We start from the raw sequence: 14,598 nt of genomic DNA, 5'->3' as shown, positions 1-14,598 counted from the left end.
CTCGATGTCACTCCGGGGCCCTCAGGGAGGTAGGGTCGGGGGTGGTCGGGGACATCCCAAACAGAGCTCGCCGGCACCGCATGGCCGGCGTACCAACGAGGAGATCGGTTCGTGACGATCCGCGTAGGCATCAACGGCTTCGGTCGTATCGGTCGCAACTACTTCCGCGCACTGCTGGAGCAGGGTGCAGACATCGAGATCGTGGCTGTCAACGACCTGGGTGACACCGCGACCACCGCCCACCTGCTGAAGTACGACACCATCCTGGGCCGCCTCAAGGCCGAGGTGTCGCACACCGCCGACACGATCACCGTCGACGGGCACACCATCAAGGTCCTTTCCGAGCGCAACCCCGCCGACATCCCGTGGGGCGAGCTGGGCGTCGACATCGTCGTCGAGTCGACGGGCATCTTCACGAAGAAGGCCGACGCCGAGAAGCACATCGCCGGCGGCGCCAAGAAGGTCCTCATCTCGGCGCCGGCCAAGGACGAGGACATCACCATCGTGATGGGCGTCAACCAGGACAAGTACGACGCGGCCAACCACCACGTCATCTCCAACGCCTCCTGCACCACCAACTGTGTGGCGCCGATGGCGAAGGTCCTCGACGAGAACTTCGGCATCGTCAAGGGCCTGATGACGACGGTCCACGCGTACACCAACGACCAGCGCATCCTGGACTTCCCGCACTCGGACCTGCGCCGCGCCCGTGCCGCCGCCGAGAACATCATCCCGACCACCACCGGTGCCGCCAAGGCCACCGCCCTGGTCCTCCCGCAGCTCAAGGGCAAGCTGGACGGCATCGCCATGCGCGTCCCGGTCCCCACCGGCTCGGCCACCGACCTGGTCGTGACGCTGCAGCGCGAGGTCACCAAGGACGAGGTCAACGCCGCGTTCAAGAAGGCCTCCGAGGACGGCGACCTCAAGGGCTACCTGTCGTACACCGAGGACCCGATCGTCTCCTCGGACATCGTCAGCGACCCCGCCTCCTGCACCTTCGACTCCTCCCTGACCATGGTCCAGGAGGGCAACTCGGTGAAGATCCTCGGCTGGTACGACAACGAGTGGGGCTACTCCAACCGCCTCGTCGACCTGACGGTCTTCGTGGGCAACCAGCTCTGATCTGATCCACAGAGCAGGCAACTCGATGTGAACGCAGGGCTCGGGCGGCGCAGGGACGCGCCGCCCGGGCCCTGACTCGCGTACGCAGCAGCCCTCGTACGATCAGAGCAACCCTCACCAGGAGCCTCCCTAATGAAGACGATCGACGAACTTCTCGCCGACGGCGTGGACGGCAAGCGGGTCTTCGTCCGCGCCGACCTCAACGTGCCGCTCGCCGACGGCCTCATCACCGACGACGGCCGCATCCGCGCCGTCCTGCCCACCGTCAAGGCCCTCGCGGACGCGGGCGCCAAGGTGGTCGTGGCCTCGCACCTCGGCCGCCCCAAGGGCGCGCCGGACCCTGCCTTCTCCCTCCTCCCGGCCGCCGAGCGGCTCGGTGAACTCCTGGGCGCCCCGGTCGCGTTCGCCCAGGACACCGTGGGCCCGGCCGCCCACGCCGCCGTCGACGGCTTGGAGCCCGGCCAGGTCGCGGTCATCGAGAACCTGCGTTTCAACGCGGGCGAGACCTCCAAGGACGACGCCGAGCGCGGCGAGTTCGCGGATCGGCTGGCCGCCCTCGCGGACGTCTATGTCGGAGACGGCTTCGGCGCCGTGCACCGCAAGCACGCCTCGGTCTTCGACCTCCCGGCGCGCCTGCCGCACGCCGCCGGCTACCTCATCGCGAACGAGGTCGCCGTACTGAAGAAGCTCACCGACGACGTACAGCGCCCGTACGTCGTCGCCCTCGGCGGCGCCAAGGTCTCCGACAAGCTCGCCGTCATCGACCAGCTGCTCGGCAAGGCCGACCGCCTGCTCATCGGCGGTGGCATGGCGTACACCTTCCTCAAGGCCAAGGGCTACGAGATCGGCAAGTCGCTCCTCCAGGAGGACCAGATCCCGGCCGTCCTCGAGTACATCGAGCGCGCGGAGAAGACCGGCGTCGAGCTGGTGCTGCCCGTCGACACCCTGGTCTCCACGGACTTCCCGGACCTGAAGACCAAGGCGCCGGCCAACCCCACCACCGTCCCCGCGGACGCCATCCCGGCCGACCAGGAGGGCCTGGACGTCGGGCCGGAGACCCGCAAGCTGTACGCCTCGAAGATCGCCGACGCCGCCACCGTCTTCTGGAACGGCCCGATGGGCGTCTTCGAGCACCCCGATTTCGCCGAGGGCACCAAGGCGGTCGCCCAGGCCCTCCTCGACTCCCCGGCCTTCACGGTCGTCGGCGGCGGAGACTCCGCCGCGGCCGTGCGCCTCCTGGGCTTCGACGAGAACGCATTCGGCCACATCTCGACCGGCGGCGGCGCCTCCCTCGAATACCTCGAGGGCAAGACGCTCCCCGGCCTCGCCGCACTGGAGGACTGACCCACATGACCGCGCGCACGCCGCTGATGGCGGGCAACTGGAAGATGAACCTCAACCACCTCGAGGCCATCGCCCACGTCCAGAAGCTCGCCTTCGCCCTCGCGGACAAGGACTACGAGGCCGTCGAGGTCGCCGTCCTGCCGCCCTTCACCGACCTGCGCTCCGTGCAGACCCTGGTCGACGGCGACAAGCTCAAGATCAAGTACGGCGCCCAGGACCTCTCGGCCCACGACTCCGGCGCCTACACCGGCGAGATCTCGGGCTCCATGCTGGCCAAGCTGAAGTGCACCTACGTGGCCATCGGCCACTCCGAGCGCCGCCAGTACCACAACGAGACCGACGAACTGGTCAACGCCAAGGTCAAGGCCGCCTACAAGCACGGCCTGACCCCGATCCTGTGCGTCGGCGAGGAGCTGGAGGTGCGCGAGGCGGGCAACCACGTCACGCACACCCTCGCCCAGGTCGAGGGCGGTCTGAAGGGCCTCCCGGCCGAGCAGGCCGAGACCGTCGTGATCGCCTACGAGCCCGTCTGGGCCATCGGCACCGGCAAGGTCTGCGGCGCCGAGGACGCCCAGGAGGTCTGCGCCGCCATCCGTGGCAAGATCGCCGAGCTGTACACCCAGGAGCTGGCCAACCAGGTCCGCATCCAGTACGGCGGCTCCGTCAAGGCCGGCAACGTCGCCGAGATCATGGCGCAGGCCGACATCGACGGCGCCCTGGTCGGCGGCGCCTCGCTGGACGCGGACGAGTTCGTCAAGATCGTGCGCTTCCGCGACCAGTGACACGAGCTGGGAGTATGCGGTAGCGGCGATACGTCGTACCCTTGCGGGGGCACAGCTTGGTTGCTGTGCCCCCCGTCGTTCATCCGAATCCGAGGAAGTTGGTCCAGCCGTGGTTTTGGGGTTCTCGATCGCCCTGATCGTCTTCAGCCTGCTGCTGATGCTGCTGGTGCTGATGCACAAGGGGAAGGGCGGCGGCCTCTCCGACATGTTCGGTGGCGGCATGCAGTCGTCCGTCGGCGGCTCCTCGGTCGCCGAGCGCAACCTCGACCGCATCACCGTGGTGATCGGTCTGCTCTGGTTCGCGTGCATTGTCGTACTCGGCATCCTCATGAAGTCCAACAGCTGAGCAGCGACGCACACAGCACGTACATTCCGCACGTAAGGCCCCATGTTCGGTACGCGCAGCTGAGCGCGGCCTATCATGGGGCTTGCGTCTAGGTGTGGGGGGTGTAACTCCAATCACTGGACGCGCGTTGGGCCTTACGTAGACTGAGGCGCTCGCAACGAAGCGAAACGCCGACTCGCTTCGCGGCACCATCACGCAGGGAGTTACGACCGTGGCAAGTGGCAACGCGATCCGAGGAAGCCGGGTCGGGGCGGGGCCGATGGGCGAGGCCGAGCGCGGCGAGTCCGCGCCGCGTCTGCGCATCTCCTTCTGGTGCTCGAACGGGCACGAGACGCAGCCCAGCTTCGCCAGCGACGCGCAGGTTCCCGAGACCTGGGACTGCCCGCGCTGCGGCTTCCCCGCCGGACAGGACCGGGACAACCCGCCGGACCCGCCGCGCACCGAGCCCTACAAGACGCACCTCGCGTACGTCAGGGAGCGGCGCAGTGACGCGGACGGCGAGGCGATCCTCGCCGAGGCGCTCGCCAAACTGCGGGGCGAGATCTAGGAGTTGAGAGCCGGTCGGGCACCGAGGAGTGCCTGGCCGGAGCTGTTTCGTGCCCGGCCGCCGGCCGGCTCCGGACCGATTGTCAGTGGTGCCCTCTACGGTTTGTGTATCGGCGAATCGTGAGGGGGAGTTGTGGCGACGGTCGAGGGGGTGGACAGTCTCGCGCCCGCGTGGCGTGGGGGGTTCGGGCGACTGTGGACGGCCGCGGTGGTGTCCCGGTTCGGAGACGCGCTGCGGGGTGCGGCGCTGCCCCTGCTCGCCGCGTCCCTGACCGACCGCCCCCTGCTCATCGCATCCGTGACCGCCTGCGGCTATCTGCCCTGGATCGTCTTCGGACTGCTCGGCGGCGCGGTCGCGGACCGGGTGGACCAGCGGCGCGCCATGTGGACGGTGGATGCGGTACGGGGACTGCTCGTCGCCGCCTTCGCCGTGGCCGTCGCGCTCGGCCACGCCTCGATCGCGCTGCTCATCGCGCTCGCCTTCGTGCTGACCGCCCTCCAGACGCTCTTCGACAACGCCTCCACTGCCCTGTTGCCCGTCCTGGTGGACCAGGAGGCGCTCGGCAGCGCCAATGCCCGGCTGATGACGGGACAGCAGATCGCGGGCGGCCTGATAGGGGCACCGGCGGTGCCGCTGCTGCTCGCCGCCGGGGCCGCCGTCCCCTTCGCAGCCGACGCCGGGACCTTCCTGGTGGCCGCCGCGCTGGTCGCGTCCCTGCGCACCACCGCACCCGAGCGCGGACCGAAACCGGCGGGCAGCACTCTGCGCCGGGAGATCGCGGAGGGACTGCGCACCCTGTGGCGCGACCGGGCCCTGCGCGGACTGTGCGCCGCGACCGCCCTGTGCAACATCGGTATGGGCGCTCTCATCGCCACCCTGGTCGTCCTGGTGATCGGCTGGCTGGACGCAGGCACCGCCGGATACGCGGTGGCGACCACCGCCTACACGGTCGGCGGCCTGGCCGGGGGCGCCGTGAACCGGCAGCTCACCACCCGCCTCGGACCCATGCGGGCTGTGCTGCTAGCGGGCCTCGTACAGATAGCCGCCCTCGTCGTCATGGGCAGCGTGCGCAGCCTGTCCGCGACGGCGGCCGCACTCGCCGTGTTCGGCTTCATGGGAATGGTGTGGAACGTCAACACGACCACGCTGATGCAGCAGCGCACCCCCGCCGACCTGCTCGGCCGGGTCAGCTCTGCCTTCCGCACCCTGGCCGTCGCCGGGGCTCCGCTGGGCGCCCTGCTCGGTGGCGCGGTCGCCACAGCCTGGGGCCTGAACACACCGGCCCTGCTGACCGCCGCCTTCTTCGTTCTGTCGGTCCTCGCCCTGATACCTGCCCGCAAGCCGGACGTACCTGTGGTTGCGCCGCACGGCGACGCCACGACAGCTCATGTCACGCGCTGATCAACTAGGTTGGGACCGGCAGCGGGGCACGGCAGGAAAGAAGGCTGAAGTCCGAAATGAACGCAGACGTCCGTAACAGGCTCAACCAGACGCCCGAGTGGACCGCCCTGGCCAAGCACCGTCAGGAGCTCGGCGAAGTGCGGCTGAGGGACCTGTTCGCCGCCGACCCGGGGCGCGGCGCCGGGTACACACTCCAGGTCGGCGACCTGTACATCGACTACTCCAAGCACCTGGTCACCGACGAGACCCTGCGGCTGCTGCGCGACCTGGCCGCCGCCACCGACGTGTTCGGCCTGCGGGACGCCATGTTCCGCGGCGAGAAGATCAACACAACCGAGAACCGGGCGGTCCTGCACACCGCGCTGCGCGCCCCGCGTGACGCCGTGATCGAGGTCGACGGGGAGAACGTCGTCCCTGGTGTGCACGCGGTGCTCGACAGGATGGCCGAGTTCGCCGAGCGGGTCCGCTCCGGCGCCTGGACGGGTCACACCGGCAAGCGCATCAAGAACGTCGTCAACATCGGTATCGGCGGCTCCGACCTGGGCCCGGCGATGGCGTACGAGGTGCTGCGCAGCTACACCGACCGCGATCTCACGGTCCGCTTCGTGTCGAATGTCGACGGCGCCGACCTGCATGAGGCGACCCGCGACCTGGACGCGGCGGAGACCCTGTTTGTCATCGCCTCCAAGACCTTCACCACCATCGAGACGATCACGAACGCGACCTCGGCGCGGGAGTGGCTGCTCGGCGAGCTGAAAGCCGGTCAGGAAGCCGTCGCCCAGCACTTCGTGGCGCTGTCGACGAATGCCGGGAAGGTGTCGGAGTTCGGCATCGACACGGCGAACATGTTCGAGTTCTGGGACTGGGTCGGCGGCCGGTACTCGTACGACTCGGCGATCGGGCTGGCGCTGATGATCGCCATCGGCCCGGATCGCTTCCGGGAGATGCTCGACGGGTTCCGGCTGGTGGACGAGCACTTCAGGTCGGCGCCCGTCGAGTCCAACGTGCCCTTGCTGCTGGGGCTGTTGGGCATCTGGTACGGCAACTTCCATGACGCCCAGTCGCATGCGGTGCTGCCGTACAGCCACTACCTCTCCAAGTTCACCGCCTATCTGCAGCAGCTGGACATGGAGTCCAACGGCAAGTACGTGGGGCGGGACGGGCAGGAAGTGGACTGGCAGACGGGGCCGGTGGTGTGGGGCACGCCCGGCACCAACGGGCAGCACGCCTACTACCAGCTGATCCATCAGGGCACGAAGCTGATCCCGGCGGACTTCATCGGGTTCGCCGAGCCGGTGGCCGAGCTGAGCGACGGGCTCAAGGCACAGCACGATCTGCTGATGGCGAACTTCTTCGCCCAGACGCAGGCCCTCGCCTTCGGCAAGACACCGGACGAGGTGCGGGCCGAGGGGGTGCCGGAGGAGCTGGTGGCGCACAAGACGTTCAAGGGCAATCACCCGACGACGACGATCCTGGCGCGCGAGCTGACGCCGTCCGTGCTGGGCCAGTTGGTCGCGCTGTACGAGCACAAGGTGTTCGTGCAGGGGGCGGTGTGGAACATCGACTCCTTCGACCAGTGGGGCGTCGAGCTCGGCAAGGTGCTGGCCAAGCGGGTCGAACCCGCGCTGACCGAGGGGGCTGAGGTGGCGGGCCTCGACGAGTCCAGCAAGGCGCTGGTCGCCAAGTACCGGGAGCTTCGGGGCCGGGCGTAACACCGCGACTGCGGCAGGGGGGGAGGCGAGCGGCGCATGACCGTCCGCTTCCCGCCGCCCTACAACTCCCACGATTTCTACGGCAGTTGACGTGCGCGGCCTTCCCTGTCAGGCCACCGCGCTGAGGGTGTCCGCGAGCCGTCGTCTTGCGGCGCGTGCCGCCGGGAGGGCGGCGAGTGCGGCCGCGCCGAGCACCGCGGTGGCGCCGAAGAGCACGAGCAGTACCGGCGACGGGCTCTGGGCGATTCCCGCGCCGATACCGCTCGATCTGCCCTGGGAGTCGATCAGCCAGTGTGCGAGGGGGGTGCCCAGGGCCGTACCGACGAGGGCGGCGGCCAGGGCGGTGCAGCCGGTGGCCGTGACGGTGATCGCGGTGATCTGGCGCGGGGACAGACCGATGGCCTTGAGGGCGAGCAGATCGCGCTCGCCTTCGCGGACGGTGCCGGCGATCGCGGTGAGCAGTTCGACGAGCCCGATGAGGGCCAGGACGGCGATCAGGCCGACGACGACCGAGCGCAGGGGGGAGAGGCCGTCGGCCGGGTTGGTCACGGCGTGCACGTCGAGCCGGCCGTGCCCGGCGGCGGCCAGCCGGCCTGCGACCGCATGCGGGTCGGCGCCGGGGCGCAGGCGGAGCTGGTAGAGGGTGGCGGTGAGGCGCGGGTCGTTCTCGCGGAGGGTGTCGAGCGAGGTGGAGATGACCCGGCCGGCGTTCTCCGGTTCGATGCTGCGGCCCACGATGTGCAGGATCTGCGGCTGGTCGCCGACCGTCATCCGGACCCAGTCACCGACGCGGACGTCCAGCAGATCCAGGAGGCCCTGCCCGGCCACCGCCTCGTCGCTGCCGTGTGCGGCGCGGCCCTCGGCGAGGGTGTACGGGTAGGGGTTCCGGCCGGTGCCGAGGCCGCGCAGGGCGATCGTGGCCGTCTGGCCCGGCACCAGGGCGGCGACCTCGACACCCGGGTAGACGGCGGCGACCTGCGGGTCGCGCTGAAGCAGGGAGCGGGTGGCCCGGTCGCTCAGACCCGCGTCGGCGTGGACGGTGAGCGCGGCCGGGAGCCCGATCTGCTCGGGTTCGCTGTGGAAGCGGTCGATGGTGGTCCAGGCACTCATCGCCACGACGATCAGCAGCAGGGGCAGGGCCAGCCGGGCCACAGTGGCCACGGACCGCAGCCGCCGGACCGAGGCAGTGTGCCACCCCAGCACCAAGGCGGGCGGCACACCGAGCCCCAACGCCCGCCGGGCCATACCGGAGAGGTGCCTGCCGGAGGGGGCGGTGGGGCGCGGGCTCGTGGTGCGGTGGGCGTGGCCGCCGGGTTGTCCGGTCGCCGGAGCCGTGGGGCGAGTGCTGGACGTCCCCTCCGCCCGGCTCGGCGGTGGGGGTTCTGTCGGGGCGCCGGGCTGTGCCGTCAGCCTCTGGTTTGCCACCTCCAGTGGCTCTTTGGCTGCCGTAGCCGGAGGCCGCGGGGTGGGCGCCCCTCGCGGCGGATCCGATCGCGGGTGGTCCGCCGAACCAGCCAGCCGTGCACCCAGCCTCAGCGTCCGTCGGGCCGGCTCCAGCAGCCCGCTGCCTCCCGCGGTCGCGGGCCGGGGGGTGGACAGCTGTGGGTCCGCGGATCGGGGTGCCGGGTCTGTGGAGTGTCCGTCGGGCGGGGGGCCGGGTGTCCGTAGAGCTCGGTCCGGCAGCCGGGGGGCGGCTTCCAGTCCGAGTGCTCGGCGAGCCAGGACCAGCCCTCCACCCCCACGACCCGCAGGCCGTGCCACCGGGACCGGTGGGACGCGGCCCGCTCGCCAGGCCGCCAGGGCTGTGGTGGCGCCGATGAAGAGCACGGCGCCCGCCGGGATGGCGAACAGGGTCGGTGTATGGCCGGGCAGGCCCTGCCATACACCGAGGGCGTCTCCGAGGCGGCCGGGGAAGCGGCTGCCCAGGGACTGGGTGAGCGTTGCCGCGGCTGCGGCGCCGAGGACGGCGTAGGCGATGTGCTGGAACAGGAATACGCGGACGACCTGGGCCGGGGTGAAGCCGATCGCCTTCAGGACGGAGATGTCGCGGAGGTGGCCGCGGATGCGGGTGGCGATCGCACCGTGGACGGCGAGGCCCGCGGCGATCAGTGCGCCCAGGCCGAACAGACCCAGGACCTGGCCAAGGAGCCGGTTGTCGCCCTGTGCCTCGGCGCGGGCCTGCTGCCAGGTGGAGACCTCGCCGATGGCGCCCGCGCCCAGGACGGTGACGGCGCGCTGGACTGCGTAGTCCGTGTCCTCGGGGTCGGTGAGGCGCAGGCCGATGACCTGGCCGGTGGGGTGGGGTACCGCGGAGGGGAGGGCCCATACCAGGCCCGGCTGTTCGTTGGCGCGGTAGCGGGGCTCCGCGCTGTCCGCCACGCCCACGACGGTGACCGTCCGTGCCGTGCCCGGCAGGGTGAGCGTGTCGCCCGGTTCGGCGAGCAGGGCGCGCGCGAGGCGGCTCTCCAGTACCACGCCGTCGGGGGTGGCCGGGTTCAGCCAGTGGCCTGCGCTGAGCAGCGGGCGGCCGACCTGGGGGCGCTCGGGCGGCGTCGTGCGCAGTTCGACCGAGGCTCGGGTGCCGCGTGAGGCGAGGGTGGCGACGGCGGTGGGGTAGGGGCCGGCGACGGACTGCACACCGTCCAGGCCTGCCAGCTTTCCCACCTGGGCCGACTTGTCCGTGTGGATCCAGACGTGCGCGCCCCGCTCCTGGGTGAAGATCCGCTGCCAGGGGTTGGTGGCATACCCGAACAGGGCCGTGGCCAGTAGCAGCGACACCACGATCCCGGCCGTGGCGAGGACCAGGAACAGCGCCTCGCCGCGGTGCGTGCGCAGGTCGGAGTGCGCCCAGCGCAGTGTTGCTCGCATGTCGGCTCAGGCCTTCCGGGGATCGTCGTCGTTCGCCCGCATGTCAGTCCCTGAGCTCCAGCACCCCGGATATCCCGCTCCGGCGGGACACTCCGGTGCCGTCCAGCTCCGCGTCGTCGGCGATCCGGCCGTCGAAGAAGCTGATCACACGGTCCGCGGCGCTCGCCAGCCGGGCGTCATGGGTGACCAGCACGATCGTCTGGCCGCGCTGGTGGAAGCGGGACAGCAGCCGCATCACCTCACGGGTGCCCTTGCTGTCCAGGCTGCCCGCGGGTTCGTCGGCCAGCAGGAGCGGCGGATGGTTGACCAGGGCGCGAGCCAGTGCGACCCGCTGCTGTTCGCCGCCGGACAGCTCGCCCGGCATGCTGCGCTCCTTGCCGCTCAGCCCCAGTTCGCCGAGCAGCTGCTCCCGCTCGGCCCGCGCCTGCTTCGGGGCGGCCCCCGCGAGCAGGGCCGGCAGCTCCACATTGTCGGCGACCGACAGATTGGAGACGAGATTGAAGAACTGGAAGACGATGCCGATCCGTTTCCTGCGCTCCACCGCCCAGCGCGCCTCGCTCCACGCGTCCGTGCGCTCACCGTCCAGCCGGATGCTGCCGCCGTCCGGCCGCTGCAGCCCGCCCAGCAGATGCAGCAAGGTCGACTTGCCCGCGCCGGACGGACCGGTGACGGCCACGAACTCGCCCTGCCGGACGCACAGATCGACCCCGCGCACGGCATGCGCCGGCGCGCCCTCGCCGTAGTGCGTCTTGACCAGGCCTTCTGCGTGCAGCACGGGAGCGGGACTGTCGCTCACTCCAGCTCCTCCAGCTCTTCCTGGCACCGTTCCAGCCAGTCGAGGTCGGCCTGCAGGTGCAGCATCGCGCCCTCGATCAGCAGATGGGCGATGCGGTTGTCGCGGTCTTCGGCGGCGGCCAGTTTCGACAGGTCGCGCATGGTGTTGAGGTACTGACGCCGCTGCTTGTTGATCAGGGCGATCTGTTCGGCGAGACCCGTCTGCGGGGCGAGCGCCAGCTTCATGAAGAACTCGTCCCGCACCCGCGGCTCGTCCTCGGGCTCCTCGAACCAGGCGCGCAGCGCCTCCCGCCCGGTGTCGGTGAGGTGGTAGACCTTTTTGTTGGGCCGGCTCGACTGCTCGACGTCCTCGCCCTCGATCAGACCTTGCTTCTCGAGGCGGCCGAGGGTTACGTAGATCTGGCCGACGTTCGGCTGAGGGTACGCGGACCCCAGCAGTTGCTCAAGGTCCTGCTTGAGCTCGTAGCCATGGGCCGGACCGCGTGCCAGGAGTGCCAGGAGGGGCAGGCGCACTCGTGCTGTCCTCCTGTCCTCGGAATGTGCTCCAGGCCCTAGTATCGCGCATACCTAACAGGTATACATGGCCTCTGACTCCGGGCGAAGATGCCCGTCGCCGGTGTACAGGGAGGAACCTATGCGGTGGATCCATGCCGCCGGTAGGGGCCTCCTTGTTCTCGTCGTGGTCATGACCGGATACATCGCCTCCGGTGCGCACGCCGACGAGGGTGCGACGGACGGCCGCGGGCCGTTGACGCTCGCCACCGCCGGAGATCTCACCAACTACCTCGACCCCCTTCTCCAGGGCTGGAATCGCACCCATCCCGGCGAGAAGGCCCATCTCGTCGAGCTCCCGGACTCCGCCGACGAGACCCATGCGCAGATGGTCACCGACCTGCGCGGCGGGGACCGCAGCCGGTTCGACGTCCTCAACATCGACGTCAGCTGGACCTCGGAGTTCGCGGCGGCGGGCTGGATACGGCCGCTGCCCCGCGACCGCTTCCCGATGAAGGGCTTCCTGAAGCCGGTCGTCGACACGGCGACCTACGACGACCATCTGTACGCCGTCCCGTACGTGACCAATGCCGGCCTGCTCCTCTACCGCAAGGACATCCTCGCCAAGGAGGGCGTCCCGCCGCCGCGCACCTGGGCCGAGCTGGAGTACGACGTGAAGACCATCGCGCCGAAGTACGGACTCGACGGCTACGCGGGGCAGTTCCTCCCGTACGAGGGCCTCACCGTCAACGCGGCCGAGGCCGTCTACTCCGCGGGTGGCAGCATCCTCGGCGACGAGGGCGCACGCGTCACCGTCGACTCGGCCGCCGCACGCGAGGGCATCGGCTTCCTCGCCCGGGGCGTGCGCGAGGGCTGGATCCCGAAGAAGGCACTGATGTACAAGGAGGAGGAGTCCAAGCAGGCCTTCCAGGACGGCCGTCTGCTCTTCCTCCGCAACTGGCCCTACGCCTACGTCGGCGCGTCGGCCAAGGGCTCCCCGGTCGCCGGCAGGATCGGCGCCGTGCCGCTGCCCGGCCCGGACGGGCCCGGCAGGAGTGTCCTCGGCGGCTCCAATCTGGCCGTCAACACGCACACACAGCACCCCGACTCCGCCGCGCGCCTGCTCGCGTACCTCACCAGCGAACCCGTCCAGCGCCAGGTCCTCACCCGTGGCGCGCTGCCGCCCGTACGGGCCGCGCTGTACCAGGACCCCGAGCTGATACGGCGGTTCCCGTATCTGCCGACCCTGCGCACGAGCGTCCTGCATGCCGCGCCGCGCCCCAAGAGCCCGCGCTACGACCAGGTCAGCCTGGTGGTGCAGGCGGTCGTGCGCGACGCGATGACCGGGCACGAGACACCCGCGGCGGCGGTGCGGAGGCTGGCGCGGGAGCTGGCGGCCGTCTCCAGTCGCTAGTTACTTGTTAAGTAACGCGGAAGTCTCATCTGGGCTCAGAATGCCCCTTTAGGTCCGCTTTTGCCACGCCAACTCGCCAGTAGCTTCTGTTTCTTTCATTGACACCCTCACGACACGCCTACCTAACATGCATACATGTTGAGTAAGTACCGCTGGTGGCGTGACGCGGTGATCTACCAGGTGTACGTCCGCAGCTTCCTGGACAGCACCGGCGACGGCGTCGGCGATCTGGCCGGGGTCCGCGCCGGACTGCCGTACCTGAAGAAGCTGGGCGTCGACGGGATCTGGCTGAGCCCCTTCTATCCGTCCCCGCAGCACGATCACGGCTACGACGTGGCCGACTACTGCGACGTCGACCCGCTCTTCGGCGACCTCGCCGAGTTCGACCTGCTGATGGCCTCCGCCCGGAAGCTGGGCGTCAAGGTGCTGCTGGACGTCGTGCCCAACCACTGCTCCAGCGAGCACCCGTGGTTCCAGGAGGCCCTCGCCTCGCAGCCGGGCAGCGCGGCCCGCGCCCGCTTCCACTTCGCCGACGGCCGCGGCGCCGACGGCTCGCAGCCGCCCAACAACTGGCACTCCATGTTCGGCGGCCCCGCCTGGACCCGGGTGACCGAGCCGGACGGCCGCCCCGGCCAGTGGTACCTGCACATGTTCGCGCCCGAGCAGCCCGACTGGAACTGGCGCAACCCCGAGACCGGCGCCGAGTTCGACCGGGTCCTGCGCTTCTGGCTCGACCGGGGCATCGACGGCTTCCGCATCGACGTCGCCGCCGGCCTCTACAAGCACCCCGAACTGCCCGACTCCGACGACCCGGAGGCCGACGCCCGCACCCGCGACTCCGTCAACCCGCTCGCCTGGAACCAGCCCGAGGTGCACGACGTGTGGCGGCACTGGCGGGCGGTGTGCGAGGAGTACACGGCACGCGACGGCCGCGAGCGGCTGCTGGTCGGCGAGGTGTCGGTCCCGACCGCGCGCGAGCACGCGAAGTATGTGCGGGCGGACGAGCTCCATCAGGCCTTCTTCTTCGACCTGCTCAGCGCCCCCTGGAACGCCGACGCCTTCCGCAAGGTCATCACCGAGGCCATGCAGGACATAGCCGGCACGGGCTCGACGGTCACCTGGGTCCTCAACAACCACGACCAGGTCCGCACCGTCACCCGCTACGGCGAACCCGCGCCGGAGGGCAGCGGCCTGGGCACGGCCCGCGCCCGCGCCGCCGCGCTGCTGATGCTGGCGCTGCCCGGAGCCGCGTACATCTACCAGGGCGAGGAACTGGGCCTGCCCGAGGTCGTCGACCTGCCCGACGACGTGCTCACCGACCCGATCTTCCGCCGCACCGGAAGCCGTGCCCGCATCCGCGACGGCTGCCGGGTCCCGCTGCCGTGGTCGGGACAGGCCTCACCCTTCGGCTTCACCTCCGGCGCCGAAAGCGCACGGCCGTGGCTGCCGCAGCCCTCCTACTTCGCCGAGTACGCCACCGACCGCGCCCTCGCCGACACCCGCTCCTTCTGGCACCTGTACCGCGACGGCCTCCAACTGCGGGCCGCACTGCCCCAGTTGGGTGAAGGAACGCTCGACTGGCTGGCCAGTCCGCCCGGCGTCCTCGCCTTCACCCGCGGCGACGGCCTCGTCTGCGCCGTCAACTTCGGTACGGCGCCCATGCCCGCGCCGGTCTCCGGCACCCCGCTGCTCTCCAGCGGCCCCTGCACGGCCGGGGTGCTGCCCGGTTCGACGGCGGCCTGGTGGATCAACGACCTCTGACCACCACGGCCCGT

12 protein-coding genes are annotated in these 14,598 nt (G+C 70.3%); 9 read left to right on the top strand and 3 right to left on the bottom strand.

Annotated features, from left to right (window positions below; genetic code table 11):
* Positions 1-111 precede the first annotated feature (111 nt).
* The 7 genes from gap to pgi all read left to right on the top strand — a co-directional run bounded on the left by gap (position 112) and on the right by pgi (position 7,254).
* Entirely contained in the window at positions 112-1,122 is a 1,011-nt protein-coding gene (gene gap, locus ACWDAG_RS09185) for a type I glyceraldehyde-3-phosphate dehydrogenase (RefSeq protein ID WP_057618359.1), read from the top strand.
* 132 nt (positions 1,123-1,254) lie between these two features.
* Positions 1,255-2,466: a phosphoglycerate kinase gene (locus ACWDAG_RS09180; RefSeq protein ID WP_450694961.1), complete on the top strand. Its 1,212-nt coding sequence runs from the start codon at positions 1,255-1,257 to the stop codon at positions 2,464-2,466.
* Positions 2,467-2,471: 5 nt separating this feature from the next.
* A complete protein-coding gene (tpiA, locus tag ACWDAG_RS09175; protein WP_450694960.1) occupies positions 2,472-3,248 on the top strand; it encodes a triose-phosphate isomerase in 777 nt (258 codons plus the stop codon).
* A 109-nt stretch (positions 3,249-3,357) separates the two neighbouring features.
* Positions 3,358-3,594, top strand: coding sequence for a preprotein translocase subunit SecG (gene secG / locus ACWDAG_RS09170; protein ID WP_110627372.1), 237 nt, complete (start codon positions 3,358-3,360; stop codon positions 3,592-3,594).
* 211 nt (positions 3,595-3,805) lie between these two features.
* Complete coding sequence (locus ACWDAG_RS09165) at positions 3,806-4,141, top strand: RNA polymerase-binding protein RbpA (RefSeq protein WP_003976875.1); 336 nt, start codon at positions 3,806-3,808, stop codon at positions 4,139-4,141.
* A gap of 132 nt (positions 4,142-4,273) precedes the next feature.
* Positions 4,274-5,542: an MFS transporter gene (locus ACWDAG_RS09160; protein ID WP_450694959.1), complete on the top strand. Its 1,269-nt coding sequence runs from the start codon at positions 4,274-4,276 to the stop codon at positions 5,540-5,542.
* Positions 5,543-5,598: 56 nt separating this feature from the next.
* Positions 5,599-7,254, top strand: a complete 1,656-nt coding sequence (pgi, locus tag ACWDAG_RS09155; RefSeq protein ID WP_450694958.1) for a glucose-6-phosphate isomerase — start codon at positions 5,599-5,601, stop codon at positions 7,252-7,254.
* Between the two features lie 108 nt (positions 7,255-7,362).
* On the opposite strand, the gene ACWDAG_RS09150 is transcribed toward pgi, so the two are convergent.
* From ACWDAG_RS09150 to ACWDAG_RS09140, 3 genes are read right to left on the bottom strand one after another with little or no spacing between them, the layout of a single operon-like run.
* The gene (locus ACWDAG_RS09150; protein WP_450694957.1) at positions 7,363-10,122 is read right to left on the bottom strand and encodes an FtsX-like permease family protein; all 2,760 of its coding nucleotides are present in this window, start codon (positions 10,120-10,122) and stop codon (positions 7,363-7,365) included.
* Positions 10,123-10,165: 43 nt separating this feature from the next.
* Complete coding sequence (locus tag ACWDAG_RS09145; protein WP_450694956.1) at positions 10,166-10,918, bottom strand: ABC transporter ATP-binding protein; 753 nt, start codon at positions 10,916-10,918, stop codon at positions 10,166-10,168.
* Positions 10,915-11,430 carry a PadR family transcriptional regulator gene (locus ACWDAG_RS09140; RefSeq protein ID WP_030933343.1) on the bottom strand — a complete coding sequence of 172 codons (516 nt, stop codon included), beginning with the start codon at positions 11,428-11,430 and terminating at the stop codon, positions 10,915-10,917. The genes ACWDAG_RS09145 and ACWDAG_RS09140 overlap by 4 nt, the downstream gene beginning before the upstream one ends.
* 121 nt (positions 11,431-11,551) lie before the next feature.
* Here ACWDAG_RS09140 and ACWDAG_RS09135 point away from each other — a divergent pair, with 121 nt between their 5' ends.
* Together ACWDAG_RS09135 and ACWDAG_RS09130 are read left to right on the top strand one after the other, a co-directional pair.
* A complete protein-coding gene (locus ACWDAG_RS09135; protein WP_450694955.1) occupies positions 11,552-12,823 on the top strand; it encodes an ABC transporter substrate-binding protein in 1,272 nt (423 codons plus the stop codon).
* 135 nt (positions 12,824-12,958) lie between these two features.
* Complete coding sequence (locus ACWDAG_RS09130) at positions 12,959-14,584, top strand: glycoside hydrolase family 13 protein (protein WP_450694954.1); 1,626 nt, start codon at positions 12,959-12,961, stop codon at positions 14,582-14,584.
* Positions 14,585-14,598: the final 14 nt, after the last annotated feature.

Source organism: Streptomyces sp. NPDC001157, assembly GCF_053598255.1.
Note: the sequence above shows the minus strand (reverse complement) of the source record. Positions and strands in the feature narration are given on the sequence as shown.

Bases quoted from the DNA above. Each gene is read 5' to 3' on its own strand.
- ACWDAG_RS09130 (WP_450694954.1), top strand. From the start codon at position 12,959: ATGTTGAGTAAGTACCGCTGGTGGCGTGACGCGGTGATCTACCAGGTG.
- tpiA (WP_450694960.1), top strand. From the start codon at position 2,472: ATGACCGCGCGCACGCCGCTGATGGCGGGCAACTGGAAGATGAACCTC.
- pgi (WP_450694958.1), top strand. From the start codon at position 5,599: ATGAACGCAGACGTCCGTAACAGGCTCAACCAGACGCCCGAGTGGACC.
- ACWDAG_RS09150 (WP_450694957.1), bottom strand. From the start codon at position 10,122: ATGCGAGCAACACTGCGCTGGGCGCACTCCGACCTGCGCACGCACCGC.
- ACWDAG_RS09135 (WP_450694955.1), top strand. From the start codon at position 11,552: ATGCGGTGGATCCATGCCGCCGGTAGGGGCCTCCTTGTTCTCGTCGTG.
- ACWDAG_RS09180 (WP_450694961.1), top strand. From the start codon at position 1,255: ATGAAGACGATCGACGAACTTCTCGCCGACGGCGTGGACGGCAAGCGG.